The organism is Haliscomenobacter sp. (assembly GCF_965225875.1).
Classification (GTDB): domain Bacteria; phylum Bacteroidota; class Bacteroidia; order Chitinophagales; family Saprospiraceae; genus Haliscomenobacter.
Genome location: NZ_CBDDBS010000002.1, coordinates 2,851,660 through 2,876,047, shown reverse-complemented (window position 1 = coordinate 2,876,047; position 24,388 = coordinate 2,851,660). Strand labels below are relative to the sequence as shown.

21 protein-coding genes are annotated in these 24,388 nt (G+C 47.9%); 10 read left to right on the top strand and 11 right to left on the bottom strand.

What is annotated here, in order from left to right; all coding sequences use genetic code 11:
- Positions 1–122: 122 nt before the first annotated feature.
- From ACO08K_RS14190 to ACO08K_RS14175, 4 genes are all read right to left on the bottom strand, one after another.
- Positions 123–1,202 (bottom strand): OmpA family protein, encoded by a 1,080-nt coding sequence (locus tag ACO08K_RS14190; RefSeq protein ID WP_421797061.1) that lies wholly within the window; start codon positions 1,200–1,202, stop codon positions 123–125.
- A gap of 22 nt (positions 1,203–1,224) precedes the next feature.
- Positions 1,225–2,358, bottom strand: a complete 1,134-nt coding sequence (locus ACO08K_RS14185) for an OmpA family protein (protein WP_421797060.1) — start codon at positions 2,356–2,358, stop codon at positions 1,225–1,227.
- Positions 2,359–2,401: 43 nt separating this feature from the next.
- Positions 2,402–3,616, bottom strand: a complete 1,215-nt coding sequence (locus tag ACO08K_RS14180; RefSeq protein WP_421797059.1) for an OmpA family protein — start codon at positions 3,614–3,616, stop codon at positions 2,402–2,404.
- A 241-nt stretch (positions 3,617–3,857) separates the two neighbouring features.
- Complete coding sequence (locus ACO08K_RS14175) at positions 3,858–5,081, bottom strand: acyl-CoA dehydrogenase family protein (RefSeq protein ID WP_421797058.1); 1,224 nt, start codon at positions 5,079–5,081, stop codon at positions 3,858–3,860.
- Positions 5,082–5,186: 105 nt separating this feature from the next.
- Here ACO08K_RS14175 and folB point away from each other — a divergent pair, with 105 nt between their 5' ends.
- Positions 5,187–5,546, top strand: a complete 360-nt coding sequence (gene folB, locus ACO08K_RS14170; RefSeq protein WP_421797057.1) for a dihydroneopterin aldolase — start codon at positions 5,187–5,189, stop codon at positions 5,544–5,546.
- A gap of 15 nt (positions 5,547–5,561) precedes the next feature.
- Here folB and ACO08K_RS14165 read toward each other — a convergent pair whose 3' ends face one another.
- Together ACO08K_RS14165 and ACO08K_RS14160 are read right to left on the bottom strand one after the other, a co-directional pair.
- On the bottom strand, positions 5,562–6,365 hold the full coding sequence (locus ACO08K_RS14165; RefSeq protein WP_421797056.1) for a segregation and condensation protein A: 804 nt from the start codon (positions 6,363–6,365) through the stop codon (positions 5,562–5,564).
- A 100-nt stretch (positions 6,366–6,465) separates the two neighbouring features.
- Positions 6,466–9,618: a TonB-dependent receptor gene (locus ACO08K_RS14160; RefSeq protein WP_421797055.1), complete on the bottom strand. Its 3,153-nt coding sequence runs from the start codon at positions 9,616–9,618 to the stop codon at positions 6,466–6,468.
- A 168-nt stretch (positions 9,619–9,786) separates the two neighbouring features.
- Between ACO08K_RS14160 and ACO08K_RS14155 the strand changes: the two genes are divergently transcribed.
- Together ACO08K_RS14155 and ACO08K_RS14150 are read left to right on the top strand one after the other, a co-directional pair.
- Positions 9,787–10,755 carry a tocopherol cyclase family protein gene (locus ACO08K_RS14155; RefSeq protein ID WP_421797054.1) on the top strand — a complete coding sequence of 323 codons (969 nt, stop codon included), beginning with the start codon at positions 9,787–9,789 and terminating at the stop codon, positions 10,753–10,755.
- Positions 10,756–10,897: 142 nt separating this feature from the next.
- The gene (locus ACO08K_RS14150) at positions 10,898–11,191 is read left to right on the top strand and encodes a hypothetical protein (RefSeq protein WP_320030862.1); all 294 of its coding nucleotides are present in this window, start codon (positions 10,898–10,900) and stop codon (positions 11,189–11,191) included.
- 7 nt (positions 11,192–11,198) lie between these two features.
- Here ACO08K_RS14150 and ACO08K_RS14145 read toward each other — a convergent pair whose 3' ends face one another.
- Positions 11,199–12,209: a tetratricopeptide repeat protein gene (locus ACO08K_RS14145; protein ID WP_421797053.1), complete on the bottom strand. Its 1,011-nt coding sequence runs from the start codon at positions 12,207–12,209 to the stop codon at positions 11,199–11,201.
- Between the two features lie 43 nt (positions 12,210–12,252).
- Here ACO08K_RS14145 and ACO08K_RS14140 point away from each other — a divergent pair, with 43 nt between their 5' ends.
- The 4 genes from ACO08K_RS14140 to ACO08K_RS14125 all read left to right on the top strand — a co-directional run bounded on the left by ACO08K_RS14140 (position 12,253) and on the right by ACO08K_RS14125 (position 16,575).
- On the top strand, positions 12,253–13,893 hold the full coding sequence (locus tag ACO08K_RS14140) for a T9SS type A sorting domain-containing protein (protein WP_421797052.1): 1,641 nt from the start codon (positions 12,253–12,255) through the stop codon (positions 13,891–13,893).
- Between the two features lie 163 nt (positions 13,894–14,056).
- Complete coding sequence (locus tag ACO08K_RS14135; RefSeq protein ID WP_421797051.1) at positions 14,057–14,989, top strand: DMT family transporter; 933 nt, start codon at positions 14,057–14,059, stop codon at positions 14,987–14,989.
- A 120-nt stretch (positions 14,990–15,109) separates the two neighbouring features.
- Complete coding sequence (locus tag ACO08K_RS14130; RefSeq protein ID WP_421797050.1) at positions 15,110–15,877, top strand: alpha/beta fold hydrolase; 768 nt, start codon at positions 15,110–15,112, stop codon at positions 15,875–15,877.
- A 26-nt stretch (positions 15,878–15,903) separates the two neighbouring features.
- A complete protein-coding gene (locus tag ACO08K_RS14125; RefSeq protein ID WP_421797049.1) occupies positions 15,904–16,575 on the top strand; it encodes a DJ-1/PfpI family protein in 672 nt (223 codons plus the stop codon).
- On the opposite strand, the gene ACO08K_RS14120 is transcribed toward ACO08K_RS14125, so the two are convergent.
- Positions 16,572–18,734, bottom strand: a complete 2,163-nt coding sequence (locus ACO08K_RS14120) for an alpha-galactosidase (RefSeq protein ID WP_421797048.1) — start codon at positions 18,732–18,734, stop codon at positions 16,572–16,574. The genes ACO08K_RS14125 and ACO08K_RS14120 overlap by 4 nt on opposite strands.
- 286 nt (positions 18,735–19,020) lie before the next feature.
- Between ACO08K_RS14120 and ACO08K_RS14115 the strand changes: the two genes are divergently transcribed.
- Entirely contained in the window at positions 19,021–19,422 is a 402-nt protein-coding gene (locus tag ACO08K_RS14115; protein ID WP_421797047.1) for a cyclic nucleotide-binding/CBS domain-containing protein, read from the top strand.
- 108 nt (positions 19,423–19,530) lie between these two features.
- On the opposite strand, the gene pth is transcribed toward ACO08K_RS14115, so the two are convergent.
- The 3 genes from pth to ACO08K_RS14100 form a co-directional block, all read right to left on the bottom strand.
- Complete coding sequence (pth, locus tag ACO08K_RS14110; protein WP_421797046.1) at positions 19,531–20,091, bottom strand: aminoacyl-tRNA hydrolase; 561 nt, start codon at positions 20,089–20,091, stop codon at positions 19,531–19,533.
- A 226-nt stretch (positions 20,092–20,317) separates the two neighbouring features.
- Positions 20,318–21,136, bottom strand: a complete 819-nt coding sequence (locus ACO08K_RS14105) for a 2,3,4,5-tetrahydropyridine-2,6-dicarboxylate N-succinyltransferase (RefSeq protein WP_421797045.1) — start codon at positions 21,134–21,136, stop codon at positions 20,318–20,320.
- Between the two features lie 157 nt (positions 21,137–21,293).
- Positions 21,294–22,652 (bottom strand): MFS transporter, encoded by a 1,359-nt coding sequence (locus tag ACO08K_RS14100; protein WP_421797044.1) that lies wholly within the window; start codon positions 22,650–22,652, stop codon positions 21,294–21,296.
- Between the two features lie 303 nt (positions 22,653–22,955).
- On the opposite strand from ACO08K_RS14100, the gene ACO08K_RS14095 reads away from it, so the two are divergent.
- Together ACO08K_RS14095 and ACO08K_RS14090 are read left to right on the top strand one after the other, a co-directional pair.
- Positions 22,956–23,624 (top strand): C40 family peptidase, encoded by a 669-nt coding sequence (locus tag ACO08K_RS14095; RefSeq protein ID WP_421797043.1) that lies wholly within the window; start codon positions 22,956–22,958, stop codon positions 23,622–23,624.
- 177 nt (positions 23,625–23,801) lie between these two features.
- Positions 23,802–24,374 (top strand): adenylate kinase, encoded by a 573-nt coding sequence (locus ACO08K_RS14090; protein ID WP_421797042.1) that lies wholly within the window; start codon positions 23,802–23,804, stop codon positions 24,372–24,374.
- Positions 24,375–24,388 lie beyond the last annotated feature (14 nt).

Here is a 24,388-nt window from a genome sequence, read left to right as displayed (position 1 = left end):
AAAAAATAAATGTTCATTTTGCCAAAGGATTAGATAAGTAAACGATTCATTTAAAGTGTCTTATTTAATCCTTTGGCTCAAAAAAAATGAACATTTATTTTTGCCCCACTACCAGGTGTTTTTTAAAAATCGGCAATTTTGATTTCGACACGCTCGTCTGCATCGCTCAGTTGTTTGGCATTGAGTGGTTGGCCATTGCCATAACCCCGTATCTTGAAGCGGCTTTTTTTGACCAGTTTATCCAACAAATATTGCTCGATGGTATTGGCTCGTTGCACCGAGAGGTCTTCGGCATCGGTTTTGTCGTAGCGGTAACTGAGGTGCACACTGATTTCAACCACTAGCGTGGGGTTCAGGGTCAAGGTTTCGATCAATTTGTCCAGGGTTACGTATCCTGAACGTTGCAGGTCGCTAGTACCAGTAGAAAATTTGATGGCTTTGAGGGGTAGCGGCTCTCCTTTAACAAATTTTGGAAGCTCAGGAGCAGTCACTACAATTGAAGGGTTTGGGTCAGATAAAGTATCAGATGGTAAAGCAGAAGTTTCACCCGAAACAGCCATTCCTTCTTTACACGTTATTGGAACAATTGCCGAGGCATTATCCAGGAGAATATTTCCGTTGTAAGGGAAAAGATTGGGTTTTTGATAAAATGCTTCGAAGACGATGAAAGTAAAATTGTCTTTGGGAGATAAGGTGAAAGTAAAGCGCTTCCAGTCGTAATCTTGGACCAGTTCGGATTCTGCCAGTAATTGCTGGCGATCACATGGTGTATTGCCCCCATAAATACGCAATTTGATACTTCGATTGTAATTTACCTCTTTTTCACTCAGCCGACTCTGGCTTAAATATATGGGGCTTTTGGCCATATGAATGCTGAATTCATAACAATTGCCTTGTACCAAGGCCTTGTTGAGATGCTGACTGACTCTTTCCCAGGTTTCGTTGTCGCGCACCACCATACCCAGATAGGTAAACCCATCAAAAGGCCTCATGGTCACCCCAAAGTGACCGCTGGGCTGGATGTCCGGCTCGGATTCACCAGTAAACCCACAATCGATCCATTCTTTTGGTGTTTTGCTATGACTAGGTTGATCCTCAAACGAGGCATTGCGGAGCACAATCGTCCCTTGTTGAGCATACAACACAACACCTGCAAACAGCAGGCATAGCGCGGCCAATAGTCTGAGTTTAGCTTTTTCCATCACCAGTTGAGTTTTATTTGTTTTACAATTCCAAAATCTTCACATCCACGCGCTGATTTTTCGGATCATTTTTCACTGCTGAAACTGGCTGCGTTTTCCCATAGCCCTTCATCACCAGGCGCTCTTGTACAACCCCTTTACTGATCAAATAATTCCCGACAGCGGCAGCCCGGCGTTGGGACAAACGGTTGCAAAAATTATCCTCACACAAACCATTGGTGTGGCCACCAATCTCGATGAGTACGCCCGGGTTGTTGGTCAAAAACTTTACCAGGTCATCCAATTGAGGATAAGATGCGCGATTGATGATGGTATCGTTGACGGCAAAATTGATGCTCGACATGCGGAAGGTTTGCCCCTTGCTGAGGTCTTCCGTTTTGAGCGCGCTGAAGTTTGGATTGAGCACGACTTTGGCCTCAGCTACAGGTGGCTGAATCGGCGCAGGAGGAGGGGTAGTGACTACAGGATTGACAACGCTGTCTTTTTTGGGTTGCTCAACTTTGGCTACTTCCGGTTTTTCCTCACAGTCTTCCGTGATGGGTGTGATGGGTGAGGCATTGTCCAGCAAGAGGTTGCCATTGTAGGGAAACAAATTCGGCGTTTTGTAAAAAGCCTCAAAAGTAATATGCGTATAGTCGTCAGTAGGCTCGAAGCGGAAGTTGTATTCCAGCCAGCGGAAGTGTACAATCAAGTTGGTTTCCGCCAACAAGAACTGGCGGTCACAAGCGGAAAAACCGCCATAGATGCGGAGTTTGGCCGGGGTGCCATAATTGGCTTGGCCCCCTTTGGCTTCACTTTGACCAATGTATTTTTCGCTACGCGCCAGGAAAATTTTGAACTCGTAACATTTGCCCCCTTTCAGCGGTTTGCTCAGTTTTTGGCTGATTTTTTCCCAGGTTTCGTTGTCGCGCACCACCATGGCCATGTAGGTCTTGCCGTGTTGGGCAGGAGTAGTTACGCCAAAATCACCACTGGGTTGAATATCCGGTGCCAGGGCTGCATCGCCATTGCAATTCACCCAACCTTTGGGCAGGTGGTTGGCCTGAGGTACATCTTCAAAGGAAGGATTTTGCAAATAAATCAAAGAGTCTTGTGCAAAAACACCAGAACAGACTGTGCTGAACAAAACAGCTACAGCAAAAAACAACTTGTACATACGATGATATTTCAAAGCGGAACCAATTGATACTGCCCCATTGCTACAACTCCAGGATTTTTATCTCTACCCTTTGGTTCAAGGGGTCGTTCTTAACTGCCGATAGTGGCTGGGTTTTGCCATACCCTTTGACTTCCAGACGATTAGCTACGATTCCATTTTTGATCAAATAATTGGCCACAACTCTGGCCCGCCGCAAAGATAAACTATTGCAGTAGGAATCGTCGCACAGACCATTGGTATGACCACCAATTTCAATCACCACCTTCTCATTTTGCTTCAGGAAGTTGTTGAGCTTATCTAAATCCACATAAGAACTGCGGTTCAAAGTGGTATCATTCACCGTAAAAATAATCGAGCGTATCCGGATGGTTTGCCCTTTAGTGAAATTGTTCAGGGTGTCCAGGTTAGGGTTCTCGATGACTTTCGGGCCTTTAGGCGTGGTGTTTACAGTCGTTGTGTTGACTGGAGGTCTTACTGGATTTGAGACCGGAGGATCGGTGCTTTTAGGGTTGTCTACGGTAGTTTTTTTGATCCCCCCAGTGGTTTTGGGTCCATTTGAAGTGTCTTTTCCAGGAGGTGGAGGAGTTGAGTTGGTTTTAGTGGTGACCACTACCGGTTTACAAGGCACTACTGTCAAAGCAGAAGCATTGTCCAGCAAGATGTTGCCATTGTAAGGAAACAAGTTGGGGGTTTGATAAAATGCTTCAAAAGTGATGTAGGTAAAATCATCATTAGGCTCAAAGCGGAAATTAAATTCTTTCCAGGTAAAACTCCCAATCATAGCCGATTCGGCCAATAACTGTTGTCGGTTACAAGGAGAAAAGCCACCGTAAATCCTCAATTTGACGCTTCGGTTGTAATTCACCTCTTTTTCACTCAATCGACTTTGGCTTAGATATTGAGGGCTTTTGGCCAAATAAATGCTAAATTCATAACATTTGCCATTTTCCATCGGGCTACTTAGTCTTTGGCTTACTCGTTCCCAGGTTGAATTATCCCGCACAACGAGCCCCAGGTAGGTATCTCCATGCTGAGGTAACATGGTTACCCCAAACTGGCCGCTGGGCTGCACGTCTGGCTCTGACTCTCCGGGAAAGCCACAGTCGATCCAGTCCCTTGGCGTTTGGCTATGGCGAGGTGCATCCTCAAAAGACGGGTTTTTGAGTTGAATCTTTTGCTCCTGGGCTTGTGCAAAGTTGCTGGTTCCTCCGAAAACAAGTACCAGGGCCCCAAAAAAGAATAGTCCACTCCTCATATAACAGTATTTTCGGATAGTTTGCCTAATTGGAAAAGGAACGTTTAAAGGGTATCAAATGGTCTTTTCTTCTACCCAAATTATAACATTTAGGTAAAAAAAGAAAGGCTTAGGCCCCTTGGATGGGTGAAAATTTCAATTTTAACTAAAATTTTCAGCTTTCCTTTGGTTTATAGCCTAGCCTTTCACTACTACAAAACTACCGTTTCCGGTCAAATTATTACCTTTTCTCTTTCACTTTTTATTGAAAAGCATTGAGTCCGGTCACATCATTGCCCGTAATCAGCAGGTGAATATCGTGGGTGCCTTCGTAGGTAAGTACCGTTTCGAGGTTCATCATGTGGCGCATCACCGGATATTCGTTGGTAATGCCCATCCCACCGTGGATTTGCCGGGCTTCGCGGGCTACTTCCAGGGCCATGTGTACGTTGTTGCGTTTGGCCATCGAAATCTGCGCGGGACTGGCTTTGCCCTGATTGGCCAAAGTACCCAGGCGCCAGGCCATCAGTTGGGCTTTGGTGATTTCGGTAATCATTTCGGCCAACTTCTTCTGGGTCAATTGAAACTGACCAATTGGCCGACCAAACTGCATGCGTTCTTTGGAGTAGCGCAGTGCTGAATCGTAACAATCCAGCGCAGCCCCGATCACTCCCCAGGCAATGCCATAACGGGCTTTGGACAAACAGGACAATGGCCCTTTCATCCCTTGTACATTGGGCAATACATTGCTTTTGGGCACCCGTACGTCCTCAAAAACCAGCTCACCCGTAATGGAAGCACGCAGTGACCACTTTCCGTGAATTTCGGGGGCAGAAAAGCCCTTCATACCGCGTTCCACAATCACTCCACGCACCACACCACCTTCGTCTTTGGCCCAAACGACGGCTACATCGGCTAAAGGGGAGTTGGTAATCCACATTTTGGCACCGTTGAGGATGTAGGAGTCCCCGTCATCTTTGATGTTGGTTACCATCCCGTTGGGATTGGAACCGTGATCGGGTTCGGTGAGGCCAAAACAGCCAATGAAGTCGCCATTGCCCAATTTCGGCAGGTATTTGCGGCGTTGTTCCTCTGAACCAAAGCGGTAGATCGGGTACATCACCAGGGAACCTTGTACGGAGGCCATGGAGCGGATTCCGGAATCGCCGCGCTCCAGTTCCTGCATAATGATGCCATAGGCAATTTCATCCATGCCGCCACCGCCGTATTCTTCGGGCAAACTCGGCCCAAAAGCGCCAATTTCGGCTAGCCCTTTGAACAAATGAGTAGGGCACTGGGCCCGATCTGCATATTCTTCAATGATGGGAGTTACTTCTTGTTTGACCCAGGTACGTACTGCATCGCGGGCTAAGAGGTGGTCTTCGCTGAGCAGCTCGTCAATGTTGTAATAATCGTGCCCCTGAAAGCGATCCTCACGTGCTCGCTTCTGAATTGGCGGTGTGCTCGCCCCATTTTCTAAGGACATAATGTTAGTTTTTTGTGGTTAGGATTGCAATAATTCATTCAAACGACAAAAATACGGATTTATCCTGCTCAGTTTTAGTATTTTCGCGCCGTTAAATCCGCTATTATGACGACGATTGCGCTGGAGGGTATGCAGTTTTTTGCCAATCATGGCTATTATGAGGAAGAACAGGCTACCAACACCTATTTTATTGTGGATGTATACGTGCAAATTGGGGACAAAAGTATGCGCGAGGTGACGATTGCCGACGACCTCACGGGTACGGTCAACTACGAAATGATCTACGAGATTTGTAAAATGGAAATGAAAAAAACCACTCGACTGATTGAAACCCTGGCGCAGCGCATCTACAATCGACTAAAAATGCAGTTTCCTTTTGCCACCAAGATAGAAGTGAAGTTGAGTAAAAAGAACCCACCTTTGGCGGGTGTGGTGGATCGGGCTTACGTCTACATTACGCAATGATTGCGGCGTTAGCGCTTATTCTTCTTCCTGTTCTAAGTTTGGTTCCTCTTCCCACTCTGAGGCCATTTCTTCGTTGGGGGCCTCCTCCAGCCAAAAATTATTCATGCCTTCGCCTTGCAGGACTTTCACTTTATGCAGGTTCACCAGATCGAGCAGTGCCAGGAAGGTAATGATGGCGTGGATGCGGTCTTTGCACTCGCCAAAAATAGCTACAAAATCGGCCCGGCGACCATTGCTGATGCGGCTGTAAATGAATTCCTGTTGGCCTTCGATGGTATGGTTGAAGCGGGCAATCTGGTGTACTGCCTTGGGCTGGGGCGTTTCAAAACGCGTCATCACACTCTCAAAAGCGCGTAAGAGGCGGAAGAGCGTCAGCGATTCCAGCTCGGTGTCAACCAAGGCTTTGGTGGCAATCTGCTGGAGCTCCTGGGTGATGTTGCCCCGAACTTCCTGCATGGCCCGGTGTTCCTCCATTTCGCGCATTTCATCGAGCACACTTTTGTAGCGTTTGTACTCCAAGAGGCGTTGTACCAACTCATCACGAGGGTCAATTTCATTGCCTGCTTCGTCTAGTTGTTTGCGGGGCAGCAGCATCTTCGCTTTGATCCGGCAGAGGGTGGCCGCCACCAGGATGAATTCGCTGGCCATGTCGATGTTCAGCTGCTCCAGGTGGTGCAGGTATTCCAAAAAATCGTCGGTGATGGTGGCAATAGGAATGTCGTTGATGTCCAGTTCATCACGCTCGATGAAGAACAACAAGAGGTCGAAGGGGCCTTCGAACTGCGGCAGGTGGATGGTATAGGTATCGTTTACGGCCATAGAGGGGCGAATTTAGGGAGAATTTGGGGAAAAATAAAGCGCTACCCACCTAGCAGTGAATAGCGCCTTAATGCTACCTAAAATATTTTCAGCTTACGATTTAGAAAGTATACCGCAAACCCACTCTCGCCTGCCATCTCGATAACAAGCTAAAGTCGTCAGCAAAAGTATTTTTGAGCGAAGCGTCAAAGGAGTAAGTTGGTACTCCATTGGCCACACTTACGCCCAGCGGCTGGGTATTCACTGGCAATTGGCGTACACCCCAGTTGGAGTTCAATAGGTTGCCAAAGTTCAGAATATCCAGGCTGAGCTGGATTCCACGGCCACCGTCACCCATCTTCATGTCTTGTGCGATACGAATGTCCCACTGCGAATACCAGGGCGCCAGGATGCCGTATTTTTCAACGTACTTGCCGCGGTTGGCACTCAAGTATTTGTCTTGCTGAATGAAGCTGCGGAAGGCATCACGCTGGGCCGCAGTTTGGAAGTTCATTTGGCTCAATTGAGCATCAGTTGGGATGAAGAGCAGGTCGTTGAGGCCTGAGCCATCGTTGTTGATGTCACCAGAGTAAGTGTAGCTGAAGCGGAAGTCGGCTACGTTGTCGTTTTGAGTGGTACCACCTTGGGCATACTGGAAGAAGGTCGACAAAGTAGTCGCCCAACGGCCACCGTACTCAAACGTTTTGAAGGCCGAGCCAATGATGCGGTGCTTCGCTCCAAACAAAGAAGGTGCCAAGAGCGCATTGTTTACATGGTTGATGGCCGGGTTGCGGTCGAAGGCATCGCTGGAAATTTCTGCTTCCACCGAAGAAGCATCCTTGGCATCCAGGAAGTTGTAACCCAACATCACCTGGCCATTTTTGAAATTGCGGCGCAACTGTACGCTGGTATTGAAGGAGTAACCCACGTTGGTGTTGGAGAACACGTAAGCATTGGTGGGGCCACCAAACACCAGGGTGCGGTCAGCATTGGTATAAATCGGACGATTGTCGGGGCCTTGCAACTTGCCAGTTGGCAATTTCAGGCCGTAGTTGCGCACCATGGCAGCTTGCAGGTCTTTGGTATACAGCACATCGAGGGTGAAGACCCAATTACCCATTTTGCGGTCATAGCCCAGGTTAGAGCGCCATACTTGTGGGAACTTGAAGTTCGGATCGGTGTAGTTGTAGAAAAAGAAGTTGGGGTTTGCAACCTGGTTGCCAATCCATACGAAAGGCAAACGGCCCGTGAAAAAGCCCGTCCCCCCGCGCAATTGAGCACTTTTGCCATCGTTGCTCAGGTCGTAATTGAAGCCAATCCGGGGCGAGAAGAGTGGTACCTGTTTGGGCAACTTGGTATGGTCAAATTTTTGAGGGTCTCCCTGCTCGTTGTACCAGGTGATGCTTCCGTCATAGCAGCAGTTGCGGTCGATGTTTTCCTGGATTTTTTCAGGCGTGTTGAAGTACAAAGGCATGTCCATGCGGATACCATAGGTCAGTGTGAATTTTTTATTCACCGTCCATTCGTCTTGCAGGTAAAAGGCAAATTGCCCCACGTTGGTTTCAGCAAGAGCCCAACCTTTGCCTGGGGTGCCATTTTCACCCCCATTGGCATTGGCAAAAGCGCGGGCAGCGGCTACTTCATTGTCGAAAGCGCCTGTGTTTACGCTGTCCAAAAAGGCAGTTGTGCTGACGAAGTCAGGGCCAAAGGTGCCTCCATAAGCATTCAGGTTGAAGGAGTTGTCAAAACTAAACACTTCCAGACTGGTGCCGATGGTGTAGTTGTGTTTGCCTTTGTAGATGTTGAAATTGTCGTTAAACTGGAAAACGTCTTGATTCAAGCGGTTAAACACCGAGAAGGGCTCATGGCCCGCTACGATGTAACGAATCCCGTCCTTGGCGATATTGATTACCGGGAATGGCTCTGAAAAAGGATCGCGGGCGTCGCGGAAAGCAGTGTAGCCCACTTGCAACTTGTTGGCCGCAGAATTGCCAAACAAGGAACGCAATTCGATGATGCCGGAATTGATCTTGTTGTTGATCTGATAGCCGGAATTGAAAAATTGCAGTGTAGTCAAGTCTGGTCCCCGGCGACCGATTGCCGAAGGGTGAGCAGGTTTTTGTTTGAAGGCATCCAGGAAGTTGTAGGTTGCCGTCAGGGTATGGTTTTTGCTGATTTGGTAGTCCAGTTTCAAGATGGCCTTGGTGCTATTGGTATTGTGCAGATAGTCTTCGTACGGGCCGGTTTTGTATTGGTATTTGCGATTCAAAGCTTCGGAAACCGCGTCCAAATCCGACTTGGCTACCCGCGATACGTTGGAACCTGTGCGTCCGGCGGCAGCAGCAATAGCGGTGGAGCCGAGGTCGCTACGATCGTCGATCTCAGCGTTGGCAAAGAAGAAAAGTTTGTTTTTGATGATCGGACCACCCAATGCAAATCCGTACTGGACTTGAGAAAGATCCGGTACGACAATTTTTTCTCCACTTACTTTTCCACCCGTCAAATCCTGGTTGCGGAAAAATCCAAATACGGAACCTTTGAGGGTATTGGTTCCCGATTTGGTTACCGCGTTCACCGAAGCACCTGTAAAGCCAGCCTGGCTTACATCATAAGGTGCCAGGGAAACGGTGATTTGTTCAATGGCATCCAGCGAAATGGGTTGGGCATCCGCCTGTCCACCCGGAGTAGCCGCATCCAAACCAAATGGGTTGTTAAAAATGGCGCCATCAATGGTGAAGTTGTTGAACTGGTCATTGCGGCCCGCAAAAGAAACCCCATCCGAAGCTGGAGTAGCCCGGTAGAAATCTTGTGCCGAACGGGTGATGGTGGGCAGTTTGGTCAATGCGTCCGAACCAACGTTGGTCTCAGAACCTGTCCGGCCTTTGCCAAAAATATCGGTACGGTTAGACGTGATTTCTACCTCGCCTAAAAGTGCAGAATTTTCAGCCAACTTGGCATTGACGGTGAATTTGCTGCCCAATTGCAGGAAAACGCCATCGAGTTGGAAATCTTTAAAGCCTACGTAGGTCACTTTAATCGAGTAAGGGCCACCTACCCGCATGTTGGGAATCGTAAAGCCCCCATCTCCACGTGTGTCCACACCATAAACGGTGCCTGATTCAACGTGCGTGGCAACTACACTGGCACCTACGAGGGCTTCGCCAGATTCAGAAGTTGCAGTACCTTGGATGGAAGAAGTAGTTTGTTGTGCGTAAATGTTTGAGCATAAACACAACATGGCCAGGAGTGGCCATAGTCGTAAACCTAGTTTCATTGAGTGTACGTTTTGATTAGGGTAATTTGATCCAGACAAAAATAGTTTATACAGGCTTAACCAATGGATTACTAAATTTAAGTTATTGTAAATAAAAGGTTAAATCATTGTTGAGAATAAACATAAATTAGAGCGCGGCATTTTCAGTTTAAAAAAATGTAAATCACCATGCAAAATCAAACACTCCGCTGGCGCGCCCTTTGGCAGCCCGAAATGTACCACGGCTGGGGGCGTACCCGCAACTACTTTGAAGGCTGGTACTTCAAATTGGTTGACCCCAGTAGCAAGGCGGTTTTTGCGGTGATTCCCGGGGTGAGTTATGCACAGGATGGGCAGGCGCATGCCTTTATCCAAGTTTTGGATGGCATTCAGTGCAAGGCCTTTTACCACCAATTCCCCATTGAAGCCTTTCAGCCCAGTACGGATCGCTTTGCCGTACAGTTGGGCGATAATTTTTTTTCTGCCGAAAAAATCACCCTCAATCTGCCCCAATTAAAAGGCACCCTCCACCTGCAAAACCTGCATCCCTGGCCCAAAATGCTGGGTGCCCCAGGCATCATGGGGTGGTTCAGTTTTGTGCCATTTATGGAGTGTTACCACGGGGTCGTGAGTGTACACCATCGTTTGCAAGGGCAATTGGAAGTGTACGATCAAGCTGTTGACTTTAGTTCTGGTATCGGTTATGTCGAAAAGGACTGGGGAGTGTCCTTTCCAAAAGCTTGGATTTGGATGCAAAGCAACCATTTTGACAGCACCAAGCCCATGTCCTTGATGGCTTCAGTGGCGCATATTCCCTGGCTGGGCAGCCATTTTATCGGCTATATTGTTGGTTTTTTGTGGGAAGGGAAATTGTACCGTTTTGCCACCTACACCGGAGCCAAAATGCAGGTGGAACTGGCGGAGAACCAAGTGAAACTGGCTTTTTTTGACCGCAAAAACCGCCTTGAAATCACCGCGCACCCTGCTCCGGGGGCCAATTTGATTTCTCCCATTAGTGGCCAAATGACGGGCAAGGTGAACGAGAGTATGCAGGCCACCCTGGATGTTGCTTTTTATGAAAGGGGGGAATTGCGCTACCAGGGCCAGGGGAAAAATGCCGGGCTGGAGCTGGCCGGAGCCTTGGATGGATTGGTATGACGCAAAAAATTACTTGGTTGGAAAACCTGCAAAAAACCAATAAACAACAGTGCGAAGCCTTAAAAAAATGTAGATTTGTAGGAAGTTACCAGGGTGCTAATTTAAGTTTTTTAGTTAGGGCTACAAACGACAATTTCTTCCTATGCTCATTGTGATACGAATCTTAATCATCTTGTTTATTCTGGGCCTGATGGTTTTCATGGGGCACCTTTCCGTGCGGATGGAAAAGCGGCGCGTCGGCGGCAAATACCACGATTTTTGGCAGGACACCATGGGGTCGGTGTGGCGTACTGGTGGTGAAAATTTTCTGCCTGTTCCTTCCTGGAAAGAAGAAAGTGACGCGTACTGTGAGCGATTGAGGCAAAAGCGAAATTTGGTGGTGTATTTGTTTTGGTTGATCTGGGTGCTGATTGTCTTGGTTTTTATTGTTTTTTGAAAAAAAACTACCTCACCCTTTCCAATCCCTCCTTCGCCTTTGTATAATCCGGAGCCAACTTCAGCGCCTGCTCATAATCCGCCTTGGCCTGTTGCTTTTTGCCCAAAATTTCCGCCGCGACGCCCCGGTAGAAATAGGCTTGAATGTGTACTGGTGAAGCTTTAATAGCCGCATCAAACTTTTCATAAGCCGAAGGAATCGAGTCCATGTCCATCAGCAAGAGCCCGGCGTTAAAGTAACCTTCGGCGTATTTAGGATCAATGCGGTTGATCTTGCGGAAAGTAGCCAGTGAGCCTTTCAGGTCGCCGATGCTTTGCTGGTAATAGCCGCGAGCGTGAAGTGCTTCGATGTTTTTAGGGTCAATGCGGGTAGCAGTCTCAAAATAACGCCCGGCGATGGCATTGCCCAGAGCAGCATGCAATTGCCCAAGGTTGATCCAGGCATCTACCAGCTCGGGGTCGTTTTCGACGGCGGTTTGAAAACTGTTGATGGCGCGGGCCGTATCCCCCATTTCTTTGAAGTTCATTCCGAACATGAAAAAGGCTTCCGCATTTTGGGGGTCAATTTGCAAGACCTGATCGATGCTTTTCATCGATTCTTTGTGCATTTGCAGGATCATCTGAAATTCCGACAATTTGAGCAAGGTGGGAATGCGTCGAGGAAAGCGCATCACCGCCGTTTCCAGGGTTTTCAGCGCCTTAAAACTTTTAAAATAATCCATGTATGCATCCGCCAGGAGGTGGTAGTAGTCCACTTTGCTGGAATCGATGCTGATGGCTTTATTGAGGTCGGCAATGGCTTCATCATAACCTTCCAGTTCAAAATACTGCTCGGCACGGGCGTAGTACAAGTCTGCATTTTTGGGGCTCTTTTCAATTCGGGCATTGAGCTGATCCAATTTGGCATTGCCCGTTTTTTGAGCCTGATTCGGATCCTCTCCTTTTTTCTTACAGCCGACAAATACCATAAAAACCAAGAGGATTAGGGCAAAATGCCGATATTCGATGAACTTATGCATGGTGCAGTGTTTCTGTTTTAGAACAAATTAACGACAAGCCAATATGATTCGTATAGCCGCCTATTCCAGAATCGCAAAATTCAGGTTAATCATTTGCCTGGCATTTTTTCTTCCGAATTGGATTTGCGCCCAAAAATGGCAAAATCTCCAGACATTCGGTGGCTCCGGCAATGAAAACCCTGGAGATTTGTACTGCAATAGTGAAGGACACTGCGCCACGGGGTTTAGCTTCCAGGGGAAAATGCAGTTGGGTGGGCGTACGCTCACTAGCCAGGGCGGTAGTGATTTTGTCATCCTGCAACGCCCCAAAGGTAGCGCCCAATACCGTTATTTCAGCCATGGCGGCGGCCCATTGGATGAGGAAATTGTAGCGGTGCGACCCTTGAGCAATGGCGGCTTGTTGTGCGCAGGCGTGTTTTGGCGGGAACTGGTTTTGCCCGATACTACGCTGGCTGCCCGGGATGCGGGCAAGGCTATTTTTGTGTTGTCATTTCTGCCCTCGGGCCGTTTGTCCTGGGCTAAAGTCATTGATGGTTCGGGCCTAAAAAGTGTCAGCGATGTGTTGCTCAACGACAATGGCAACATCTGGGTAAGTGGTTCTTTTGGTGATACGCTGTTTGTGGAGGACAAAAAATGGGCAGCAGCGGGGCAAAGCGACCTTTTTTTGCTGCGCCTGGAAGCAGACGGGCGTTTGCAGTGGCTGCAACACCACGGGGTGACGGGCAGTACCCGTCTGGCAGGTATCGCTGAATTACCCGGACGAGCAGTGGTAGGCCTAGGCAGTTTTGACAAAAGTGTACAATTTGGCAACGATATTTTTGCTGCCAATACCACTGACCAGGATTTATTCATAACCGCCTGGGGGCCTGATGGCCAGGTGTTGTGGGCGCGCAAGGGCGGGGGCGTATACGATGCTACCCCCATCGATATTGCCACAGATGACAGAGGGAGCATTTATTTTTGTGGCAACATCGTCGGAGTAATCCGCTTCGACAATGGCCTGAGTATCCAAAGTAAGGATGGCAATTCCGATTTGTTCCTAGGTGCTTACTCTGCAGCGGGGGCGCTCCAGTGGGCACGAACTTTCACTGGTGAACAAGTGCAGGAATGTTCGCGGATGTTGTGGCAAAACAAACAAATTTACCTCAGTGGCTATACCTTGGGGCGATTCAACTACGGTGGAAAAGACATCAATCCCAGCGATGGCTTTAGTTCGTTTCTGGCGGTGCTGGATAGCATTGGACGGCCCGTCTCTGTGGAAGTGTTGGATGCAAGCGGGGGCTTGTACACCGGAGGGTTGGCTTACAGTGTGGGTAGTCAGTTGCAATTGGCGGGGGTATATCGAGGGACGGGCAGCCTGGAAACCCTGGCTTTGCCAGGGAGCAGTTCTTTTGATTTTTTTACCGCCGATTTTTCAACCTTGGTTACTGGTATTCCAAGCATTTTAGTAGACGATCCCCAATTCAAAGTTTTTCCAACGCCTAGCAAAGACATTTTATACATTCAAAATACCAATCAAGCAGAGCGGTACAGTGCATGTATGTATGACGCTTTTGGACGAATGGTTCAGGAAACTAAAGGCAGTCCCAACGCTCTGGATATCTCCCGCTTGAGCCCCGGAGTTTATGTATTACAAATTCGCCAGGAGGCTAGCTGGTCGCTTTACAAAATAATCGTGCAGTAAATCCGGCATCAAAGCAGCCTCTGTGAGGAATCATTTCGGTTAAATCAAGGTTTAAAGAAAAATTGCCCGCGTTTTCAAGGTTGGAAAACGAGCCTTTTTTGCGCGCAACCAGCTCGCGGAAAAGGCTGTTTTTTATACCTGGAACCTTCAAACCTGCACCCAAATGTCTACAGCACCTGCTTTAAGCAACAATTTTTCCCAACGTCGACGCATCATCGCTTCTGTTTTGGTGTTGATTGCCGCGCTTTGTTTTTCGGCCAAGGCCGTTTTGGTCAAATTGGCCTACCGCTACGAAATTGACAGCATTTCCTTACTCACCTTGCGGATGGTATTTTCGCTGCCTTTTTTCCTTGTAATTGCCACTTGGGCCAAACAAAAGGCCTTGAAAGAAAATCGCCACGTAATCCTGAGCACCCGCGACTGGGTTGCCATTTTCCTGTTTGGTCTTTGTGGGTATTACCTGGCGAGTATGCTCGATTTTATGGGTTTGTTTTACATCACTGCGGGCCTGGAGCGCTTGATTTTGTTTCTATACCCTACCATGGTGTTGGCCATCAACGCTATTTTTTTGAAAAAACCGGTAACCCGCATCCAATGGATTGCCTTGGCCTTGACTTATGGCGGAGTGAGTTTGGCCTTTTTGGATGGGGATCAGTTGGGGGTAGGTCGCAATGTGTTGTTAGGCAGCATCCTGATTTTTTTTAGTGGATTGACCTATGCCATTTATCTGGTTGGTAGCGGCAAGTACATCGCCAAAGTGGGCTCTTTGCGCTACACTTGTCTAGCCATGTTGGCTGCCAGTGTGGGCGTGATTGTGCAGCATGGGATCATTTACCAGTGGGCCTTGTTTCATTTTCCAGCACCAGTGTATGTCCTGGCATTAATCATGGCGATTCTTTCCACGGTGTTGCCCACTTTTATGATGAGTGAAGCCATTCGCATCATTGGATCCAGCAATGTGGCCATCATTGGTAGCATCGGCCCGGTAGCGACCATTGTGATGGGGTATTTCTTGCTGGGCGAGACTTTTGGATTGTGGCAGTTCCTGGGCACCATTTTGGTGATCATTGGGGTCTTGCGGATCAGTTTGAAATGATAACTTTGTAGCAGTTTATAAGTTGAGGAGTTTAGAAGTTGAGGCTGCCGCAAATAACATGGTCAAAACAACTCACGGCAGTCTCAACTCCTCAACTTCTCAACCCCTCAACTTTAAGGCATGGAATTAAACCATAAATCGCTCGGCCAAGGCGAACCCCTCATCGTTTTGCATGGCCTCTTTGGAACCCTGGACAACTGGCAAACCCTGGCTAAATCCTGGGCCGAGCATTACCTGGTATACCTGGTGGATTTGCGCAATCACGGGCGTTCGCCGCATGTGGATGGCTTGAGTTATCCGGCGATGGCGCAGGATTTGCACGATTTTATGGAGCAGAACTGGATCCATAAGGCCCATATCCTGGGGCATTCCATGGGTGGCAAGGTGGCGATGGAGTTTGCCTTGACCTACCCCGACATGGTGGATAAACTCATTGTGGTTGACATTGCCCCGCGCCCTTACGTCCCTGGGCACGACGAAATTTTTGCCGCTCTTTTTGCCGTTGACCTCAATACACTGGAAAGCCGCCAGGCTGCTGAAGCCATCCTTGAGCAATACATTCCAGAATGGGGCGTGCGGCAGTTTTTGCTCAAAAACCTGTCGCGGCTGAAAGAAGGTGGTTTTGAGTGGAAAATGAACTTGCCCATTATTTACCGCGATTATGCCCAGATTTTGGAACCACCCACTGAGGCTGATCCATTTGAAGGCCCTACCTTATTTATACGCGGAGAACAATCCAGGTATGTGCGCGACGAAGATATTCTACACATTCAAGAGCTTTTTCCCCGTAGTACATTACAAACGATTCCCAATGCTGGCCACTGGGTTCATGCAGATCAGCCTGAAGTTTTAAAAGGTATGGTGAATGATTTTTTGAATCACAATTGACCCTCTCAACTCCTCAACGCGCACTCATGACCACCATCGGTTTTATTCTTTTTCCTCGACTCACCCAACTCGACCTTACCGGGCCATACGAGGTATTTGCCCGTTTGCCCGATACGCAGGTTCTATTATTGGCAAAAAACCTGGACCCCATTGTTACCGAAAAGGGCCTGAGCATTCTGCCCAATGGCACTTTTGATACAGCACCCCAGCTGGATGTGCTCTGTGTACCCGGTGGACCGGGCATCAACGAGTGTTTGCAGGATGAAGTATTGCTGCAGTTTTTGCGCCAGCAAAGTCAAGATGCGCGTTACGTTACTTCGGTTTGTACAGGAGCATTGATCTTGGCAGCGGCAGGTTTATTGGACGGGTATCAAGCTACTACCCACTGGCTTTCGCTGGATTTGTTGCGGCAGTTTGACGTGGATGTCCGTACCGAACGGGTTGTACAAGACCGCAATCGCATTACCGGAGGCGGTGTTACTGCGGGTATTGATTTTGGGCTGACCATTGCAGCTGCTTTGTTTGATCAAACCACTGCCGAGTCCATTCAACTGATGATGGAGTACAATCCTCAACCGCCCTTTGATAGCGGGCATCCCAGTACCGCCCGACAAGAAGTTATTGAAAAAGTGGAGCAGGCCGCGGCACCTTATCAGGAAGAACGGAAGAGGATTGTACAAGGCTTAGATAAGCTTTAATTGATCACATACCAGGTGTAGCTTTCTGCCGGGATTTCCACTTCCAGCGTCGCCTCGTAATTTCGGTTCAATTTCAATTTTTGGGACTTCCCCCCTTTTTCCTTAAAAACCGCAGTTGTTTCTAATCCAGCATAGTACAAAGGCACTTGAATACTCCGTTTAATCGGCACTTTGAGTGGATTGTACAACATCAAGAGTCCTTTTTCGGGCAAATTGGGGTCAACGTGCAGGATGCCATCCCAATCCCGGCCATCGGGCCGCCGCAGGTGTATGATATCGGCGTTCAGGATCTGGCGATACTTTTTATACCAGTCAATCACCCGGATCACGGTTTGTTTGGTTGTTTCGGTATCGTACAACCTGGGTCCACGGTAACAAGCCTGTATCCCGGCACCATAATATTGTACCATCAATTGTTCGTAATCGTTGAGGTGTTCGGAAAGGGGCTCCAGTACCGCTTCGGCACCACCACCCTGGTAAACGGTCAAAGGCACAAAACCCCAGCCCATCGAAGGGGTCTTTTCCCAGGTACCATCAAAAATATTCTGGCGATTGAGGATTTTCTGCTGCGCCCGTGGCAAAGAGAAATTGACCTCCCGGTAACCCAGCCCAATTTTATGGGTACCATCCAAAAAATACCAGTCGGGCGCATTCACGTAGATGCCATTTTCATTGCACCAACGGTAAAGGCTCTTTTGCAGGGCCATTTGCCGCCATTGTGAGTCTTCCAGTCCGCGGTGGCCGGGGTGAGTGGTGGAGGCACAGCGGTCGCCCGGATAAGGGCCGTCGTTTTCAAAAATATCGAACCCGGTTTTGAACATGAAGAATTTAAGTTTTTCCAGGTAAGCCAGGCCCCATACGCTGCCAAAACAAGGAGCATTGCCAAAGAAAGCGCCCCCGGGTTTCCCAGTCAACGGATTGATCACATCGTGCTCATCGCTGATGCGCCGACTACTGAACAAGGAATAGCTACCGATTAGGATTTTTTTGCTGTGCGCATAATCGGTCAATGTTTTCCAACGCTGGATGTTGGCGGCACTGGTGTCCTCCATATTGCAATGGCTGCCAAAACTGAGAATGACCCCTTCGTATCCCGTTTCCGCACACTGGTCAATGATGCTGCGCACCTGCTCGTCATTTTTGCTGACCAGATGCATAAAAATCGGGTTTTGGGTCGTCCAGGGTGCAACCGTGCGGTACATCTTGCGCACCATCAAACCCCGGCGCTCGCGGTCGTAACTGTCCAAAAGCAACTCGTAGGTACGGATGGATTCAAAATGCTCGCCTGCTTGAAGTTCGATGCCTGGAGCGAAGTCTGGATACACTTCTAAAACGCAGGGTGTTTCGTAATAATAGTTGACTTGTGAGGTATAAGCCGAGTCCGTTTTCCAATGCGTAGTTTGGTCACTGATGTTGTAACGCATGGCATTGTTGAAGGCATAATTGGTTTCAATGTAAATACCCTGGGGTTTTTTCATTTGTTCGGGTTTACCCACTACGGCACTTTCTTCTTCGGGCATGGCCAGAATTTCGTTGAGTACGCGATCCAGTTTGAAGCGGCTATTGGAGCTTTGGTTGTCGATGCTCACCCATTTGCACAAAAGGGGAATGCCATCGTAAAGGGCGTAGTGCACCTTGATGCTCAGCCCAGCCAGTGCAGGTGCATTGTGCCGAAAAGTCAAACTCAGCACTTTGCCTTTCGCTTGCTGGGGATTGCCCGTCCAGGTGGCTGATCGCCAATTGAGGAAGGGTTTTAACTCCTGGATTTCATAAGTTTGGTATTGAAAATCTTGCGGGTTCGCGCTGAAGGTATTCAGCCATTCCGGCAAAAGATAGGCTTGTTCTTTTTGCCCATACAAACCACCAATGGCGTATTTTTTACCGCTGATGCTCACTTCTGCTTCGGGTTTGAGGGCTCGAATGAGTTGTTGACCGTTGCTCAGGTTGTAATAATCGTAACAAACCAGATTGGGCTGCAAACGGAAGCTCCGGCGCAACAGGCCATTGTTGAGCTCAATGGTTTTTCCATCGGCACTGACCAGTACTTGGGCTTTGGCGGTGCTGGGCTGAATCAACCAGTCAGTAGGCTGTAACTGCGCAGTGGTTAGATTGGGCCAGGCAAAAAAGCAGCAAAATAAATAGGGTATGAAAAGGCGCATAAACGTTTTTTTTAACAATATACCCCTTGCATTAATCCTTGGATAGATTTAAATTGAAAAAGTTTGAAATTATCCTCTCCAAAAAAATAGACAAGCACTTAAAGGCCCTTTTTCGCTGCTGCAAAACCCCAAACCTGCAACGCTGATAACCAATTGTGAAGTAATTTATTACTGATTGACTTGACCAAAATCATCCTTGGTCATGACTGAAATCAGTGCATTTTGACCATAATCTCGTAAAAATTAGGGCAATCCACTATTGATCATTTATAAAGCCATAACACTGATGAAGACCATTAAGCAACTCATGAGTAGTCCTGTCGTGATGGCCACTGTAGAGACTACTGTGCAAGATTTAAGGAAATTAATGAGCAAGCACGACATCGGTGCTGTTCCCATTACCGATGAAGGCTCGGGTGCAGACATCCTGGGCATTGTAACCGACAGCGATCTGCGCAACGTCAAGGATTCCACTTTACCTGTAATGAGTGTGATGAGTACCAAGCTGTGCTACATCAACAAAGATGACTCCACTGCTACTGCAGCCAATTTGATGTTGAAAAATGGCATTCACCATTTGTTGGTCAGAGAGCACAACGAAGTGGTAGGGATTTTGAGTTCAGTTGATTTGTTAAAATTGGTAGCAAGTAAACCGATTACATTCCAACCACAGCTGTTTTTTGTGTAGCAATTGCTTATTTTGATGTTGGGTTAAACAAAAAACGTACATGGTACAAATGCGAAGGCACCAAAAGACTTGTTCTCTTGGTGCCTTTGTATTCCAGCAAAAATAAAATCACTTCTTATTAAATGTATTCATCGTATGTGCCAGGCCTACTGCCGCAAAACTTTTACTCGTATCGGCGGCATACTTGATGATTTCGGGCAAATCCACATTCTCCTCATCCGACCATTCACCGAGTACAAAATCCACTTGTTGTCCTTTGCGGAAATCATTGCCGATCCCAATGCGCAAGCGGGCGTAGTTGTTGCCAATGGCCTGATCAATGTCTTTGAGTCCATTGTGTCCTCCATCACTACCCTTGCCGCGCAGGCGCTGTTTGCCAAATTCCAGATTGAGGTCATCCAACACAATCAGCAGATTTTCAATCGGAATTTTTTCCTTCTGTAACCAATAATTCACCGCCTTGCCACTGCGGTTCATGTACGTGGAAGGTTTGAGCAAAATGAGGGTACGTCCTTTGTGTTTGACCTTGCTCAGGGCACCCAAATGTTCGGTTTCCCAGCTAGCCTCGGCGTCTTTGGCCAGTTGATCCACCACCAGAAAGCCGACGTTGTGCCGGGTGTCTGCGTATTCGGCACCAATATTCCCTAGGCCGACAATTAAATATTTCATGATTCCAAGGTTCTGGAGTTAAATCGCACAGAACTCGACGGTTTTGCTCGGAGGACATGAATAGCCCCTGGCTTCAGGTTAACGTAATAACCTCCAATTTCGGCTTTAGCCCTAGCTTGATAATTAAGGCGGTGGCTAAAGCCCAATCAAGAGGGCGTTTCCACGACCCCAGGCTGAAGCCAGGGGCTATTCATGTCCTCCGAGCAAAAATGTCCAGTATTGGTTCTTAAACCGCTACACTGTAATCCCGCAGCGCATCATTCAGCGATACCTTTTTATCGGTACTTTCTTTGCGCTGCCCGATGATCAACGCGCAAGGCACCTGGTAGGTTCCGGCAGGGAATTCTTTGGTATAAGACCCGGGAATGACCACCGAACGTGCTGGTACCCGGCCCCGATAGGTGACCGGCTCTGGGCCACTCACATCAATGATATGGGTACTGTTGGTGAGCACTACGTTGGCCCCCAGAACACATTCTTTTTCAATCCGTACCCCTTCAACCACGATGCAGCGAGAGCCGATGAAACAATCGTCTTCGATGATCGTTGGAGCAGCTTGTGGTGGTTCCAGTACCCCGCCAATACCTACGCCCCCGCTGAGGTGTACGTTGCGCCCAATCTGAGCACAGGAGCCTACCGTAGCCCAGGTATCCACCATCGTGCCACTACCTACCCAGGCACCAATGTTGACGTAGCTGGGCATCATGATGACGCCACGCTCCAAGAAAGAGCCATAACGCGCAATGGCGTGAGGGACTACCCGCACACCCATCTCGGCATATGATTTTTTGAGTGGAATTTTGTCGTGAAATTCAAATGGGCCAACCTCGATGGTTTCCATTTGGCGCAGTGGGAAGTACATCACTACCCCTTTTTTGACCCAATCGTTCACCTTCCAGTTGCCATCGGCAGTGGGTTCGGCTACGCGGAGTTGCCCCTTGTCCAGTAGCTCTACTACCTGAAATACGGCTTCTTTGACCTCCGTTTGGTCCAGGAGACTGCGGTCCTCCCAGGCTTGTTCAATCGTTTGTTGCAGCGTGCTCATTTGTATTGGATGTTAAAAACGAGCTGCAAAAATAGAAAAACGATTGGAAAAAGTTGAGGAGTTGAGAAGTTGAGGAGTTGAGGCTACCGCGAACGGTGTTGACATGGTCTTTGTCTAAGCCGTTCGCGGTAGCCTCAACTCCTCAACTTTCCTCAACCTACCCTAATTCAGTTTCCTCTTTAGTAACCACCACCCGCCGCATGATAATCAGGCTGATGATAAAAAACACCGCCAGCGACAGTACCGAGTTGCGCATTCCGCCGCTGAGTTGGGTGATCAGGCCAAAAACAAAAGTGCCCATCACGGTGGAGAGTTTATCCAGGATATCGTAAAAACTGAAGTAAGAGGCGGTATCAGGAGTATCTTCAGGCAACAATTTGGCGTAAGTCGCCCTTGCCAGGGACTGCATGCCCCCCATCACCAGGCCTACAGCTGCGGCAAGAAAGTAAAAATCCAGACCCGTCCTGACCACATAGCCGCCAACACAAATCATGGTCCAAATCACCATCATGTACATCATCGCATTTTTATTGCCCTTTTTGCTGGAAATCCAGGCAAATAAATAGGCGCCCCCAATGCCAACCACCTGCAAAATCAAAATCAGCACAATCAAATTTGAGGTATTAAAATGCAATTCCTTTTCGGCAAAAATGGAGGCCAGATACAGTACGGACTGTACACCTGCATTGGCAAAAAAGAACGCAGACAGGTAGCGCAACATATTGGGACGGGCCAGTACCCGACGAGCCGTTTTACTCACTTCTTCATAACCTCGCTTGAGCAAGGCTCTGGAATAAGGATGGCGCGCATCTTCCGGCAAACGGCGCAGGGGGATTTGTGCAAAACCAAGCCACCACAAACCCACCATTACAAAAGCTACTGGAACCGCCTTTAAACTTTCAGAAAAACCGAACCACTCGAAGTTCTGAATCACGATCAGGTTCGTCACCAGCAAAATGATACTCCCCGCAAAGCCGTAACTAAACCCCGTCGCGCTCACTTTGTCGTAACGATCCTCCGTTGCGATCTCCGGCAAAAAGGCATTGTAAAAAACCAGCCCACCCGAAAAACCGATGGTAGCCAGGATAAAACAGGTGACCCCAACCCAGAGCGTTTTCATGTCCGTAAAAAACAACAAACCAATGCAAGCCAGTGCACCTAATGTGGTAAAAAAGCGCAGGAAAACTTTTTTGCGCCCTCCATAATCGGCAATTCCGGAAAGTAGGGGTGAAACCAGGGCAATCAGCAAGTAGGCAAAGGACAAAGAAAAGGAATACAGGGTACCATCACTGATCTTTAACCCCAAAATTTTGACCTCGTCGGCAGTAACGTGCAAAAAATAGCCCGGAAAGATTGCTACGGTTATCACGAGCGCATAAGCACTGTTGGCCCAGTCAAAAAAAGCCCAACCTTGCAGGATACGGGGTTGATTTTTTACAAAAGGAATCGCTAAAGAGCCGGATTCATTGGTGTTTTTTTCCATGGATTGACTTCCTTTTTTTCGGAAAGTAGACATTTTATTTAGATTGATGTACGAAATCCAAAACAAATTTCCTATCTTGCCAATGTTCAACTTTTTCCACTCCCATGAGGCGAATTTTCGCCAGTTTTTTTAGTCTTTTTTCAACAAATTTTCCCTGTAATTACTTGAAAATGAGCAAATTGAAAGTTTTAACACTTTCAAGTGGTGAAACTTTCAGAAATTTTGCTTTATCTTTGCATCGGTCCCATCCGAACATATTTGTCAAATAATCACCCAGTTACACATCCCATGTAGTCCCATACATAAATCATTCATGCGAACCAACGTACTTATTATATGCTAGAAGTATTAACTACTTGTTTAGCCTTAGGAACTTGTGCACCTACGACGCTTAACGTATCTATTCCTGCAGATCTGCCTACAACGGTAGCAGAAGCAGAAAAGCGATTTCGCAAGGACGTTCTGGATTATGCACAACTTTACATGGGGTTGCCATACCGTTACGCCGGATATTCTCCGGTAACCGGTTTTGACTGCTCCGGGTTTACTTCCTACGTTTTGGCTCATTTTAAAGTCAACGTTTCACGTTCATCTCGCGCCCAGGAACTGGAAGGCGAAAAAATTGAACTGAGCGCTGCACAGCCTGGTGATCTGCTTTTTTTCCGCCGTTCGGCCAACAGCAGGGTTTTTCACGTCGCCATGGTTTACTCCAACGATGAAAATGGCCTCAGATTCATCCATAGCTGCTGCTCCAAAGGCGTCGCTATCGACAATCTGAATGAATCAAGCTACTGGAACGCCAAAAGCGTTTCCGCACGAAGAATTGTACAAAAAGCCGACTTTGTTGGGTTGTATGGCCCACAAGTCATGCAGGTGGCTCCTGCACCCACTGCCGCTCAGGTAGTAACTGCTCAGCTCAACTTGGTGCCCGAAGAAACAATTGAACCCATGGGTTTGATTGCCGAAATTGAAACTCGGTGCTTTTCGATCGGTCCAAGAAGGTAAAACTTAAGTTGAGGGAGTTAAAAAACAGCCACTGAGCTAAGCCGAAGTGCCGTTTTTTAACCCCTCAACTTTTGCCAAATGAATCACTTGAGGGTTTGAAGGTTAATTAATAACTTTCAAACCCTTAATTTTTTCAATAACTTTTGCTTCTTTTGCTACGCAAAACCTACTTTAAACATGATCAATTTGATACTCTTTGGTCCTCCAGGATCAGGTAAAGGAACCCAAGCGGCTAAACTGGTTGATAAGTATCAGCTCTTGCACATTTCTACAGGTGATCTTTTTCGTTATGAAATAGGAAATAGTACCCCCCTCGGACTGGAAGCCAAAAGTTTCATGGATCGGGGCATGTTGGTGCCTGACTCTGTGACCATTGGAATGTTGCGCAATAAAGTGGAAGCCAATCCCGACGTAGCCGGGTATATTTTTGATGGTTTCCCTCGTACCATTCCCCAAAGTGAAGCTTTGAATGCGCTGATGGATGAAAAGGATGAGCGCATTTCAAAATTGATCATGTTGGAGGTACCCGATGAAGAACTCGTGGACCGTTTAAGCAATAGAGGCAAAACATCAGGACGTGCCGACGATGCCAGTGAAGATGTCATTCGCAAACGCATCGCGGTATACAAAGCTGAAACCTCCCCCGTTTTTGATTTTTACGACGAATATGGTCGCTCAATTAAAATCAATGGCGTTGGGGAAATTGAAGAAATTTTCGAGCGCTTGTGCGCGGAGATAGATAGTCTTTAATCATGGGTTGAGAA

Excerpts from the sequence above, each read along its gene's own strand:
- ACO08K_RS14190 (WP_421797061.1), bottom strand. The coding sequence starts at position 1,202 with ATGGAAAAAGCTAAACTCAGACTATTGGCCGCGCTATGCCTGCTGTTT.
- ACO08K_RS14185 (WP_421797060.1), bottom strand. The coding sequence starts at position 2,358 with ATGTACAAGTTGTTTTTTGCTGTAGCTGTTTTGTTCAGCACAGTCTGT.
- ACO08K_RS14180 (WP_421797059.1), bottom strand. The coding sequence starts at position 3,616 with ATGAGGAGTGGACTATTCTTTTTTGGGGCCCTGGTACTTGTTTTCGGA.
- ACO08K_RS14175 (WP_421797058.1), bottom strand. The coding sequence starts at position 5,081 with ATGTCCTTAGAAAATGGGGCGAGCACACCGCCAATTCAGAAGCGAGCA.
- folB (WP_421797057.1), top strand. The coding sequence starts at position 5,187 with ATGACGACGATTGCGCTGGAGGGTATGCAGTTTTTTGCCAATCATGGC.
- ACO08K_RS14165 (WP_421797056.1), bottom strand. The coding sequence starts at position 6,365 with ATGGCCGTAAACGATACCTATACCATCCACCTGCCGCAGTTCGAAGGC.
- ACO08K_RS14160 (WP_421797055.1), bottom strand. The coding sequence starts at position 9,618 with ATGAAACTAGGTTTACGACTATGGCCACTCCTGGCCATGTTGTGTTTA.
- ACO08K_RS14155 (WP_421797054.1), top strand. The coding sequence starts at position 9,787 with ATGCAAAATCAAACACTCCGCTGGCGCGCCCTTTGGCAGCCCGAAATG.
- ACO08K_RS14150 (WP_320030862.1), top strand. The coding sequence starts at position 10,898 with ATGCTCATTGTGATACGAATCTTAATCATCTTGTTTATTCTGGGCCTG.
- ACO08K_RS14145 (WP_421797053.1), bottom strand. The coding sequence starts at position 12,209 with ATGCATAAGTTCATCGAATATCGGCATTTTGCCCTAATCCTCTTGGTT.
- ACO08K_RS14140 (WP_421797052.1), top strand. The coding sequence starts at position 12,253 with ATGATTCGTATAGCCGCCTATTCCAGAATCGCAAAATTCAGGTTAATC.
- ACO08K_RS14135 (WP_421797051.1), top strand. The coding sequence starts at position 14,057 with ATGTCTACAGCACCTGCTTTAAGCAACAATTTTTCCCAACGTCGACGC.
- ACO08K_RS14130 (WP_421797050.1), top strand. The coding sequence starts at position 15,110 with ATGGAATTAAACCATAAATCGCTCGGCCAAGGCGAACCCCTCATCGTT.
- ACO08K_RS14125 (WP_421797049.1), top strand. The coding sequence starts at position 15,904 with ATGACCACCATCGGTTTTATTCTTTTTCCTCGACTCACCCAACTCGAC.
- ACO08K_RS14120 (WP_421797048.1), bottom strand. The coding sequence starts at position 18,734 with ATGCGCCTTTTCATACCCTATTTATTTTGCTGCTTTTTTGCCTGGCCC.
- ACO08K_RS14115 (WP_421797047.1), top strand. The coding sequence starts at position 19,021 with ATGAAGACCATTAAGCAACTCATGAGTAGTCCTGTCGTGATGGCCACT.
- pth (WP_421797046.1), bottom strand. The coding sequence starts at position 20,091 with ATGAAATATTTAATTGTCGGCCTAGGGAATATTGGTGCCGAATACGCA.
- ACO08K_RS14105 (WP_421797045.1), bottom strand. The coding sequence starts at position 21,136 with ATGAGCACGCTGCAACAAACGATTGAACAAGCCTGGGAGGACCGCAGT.
- ACO08K_RS14100 (WP_421797044.1), bottom strand. The coding sequence starts at position 22,652 with ATGTCTACTTTCCGAAAAAAAGGAAGTCAATCCATGGAAAAAAACACC.
- ACO08K_RS14095 (WP_421797043.1), top strand. The coding sequence starts at position 22,956 with ATGCTAGAAGTATTAACTACTTGTTTAGCCTTAGGAACTTGTGCACCT.
- ACO08K_RS14090 (WP_421797042.1), top strand. The coding sequence starts at position 23,802 with ATGATCAATTTGATACTCTTTGGTCCTCCAGGATCAGGTAAAGGAACC.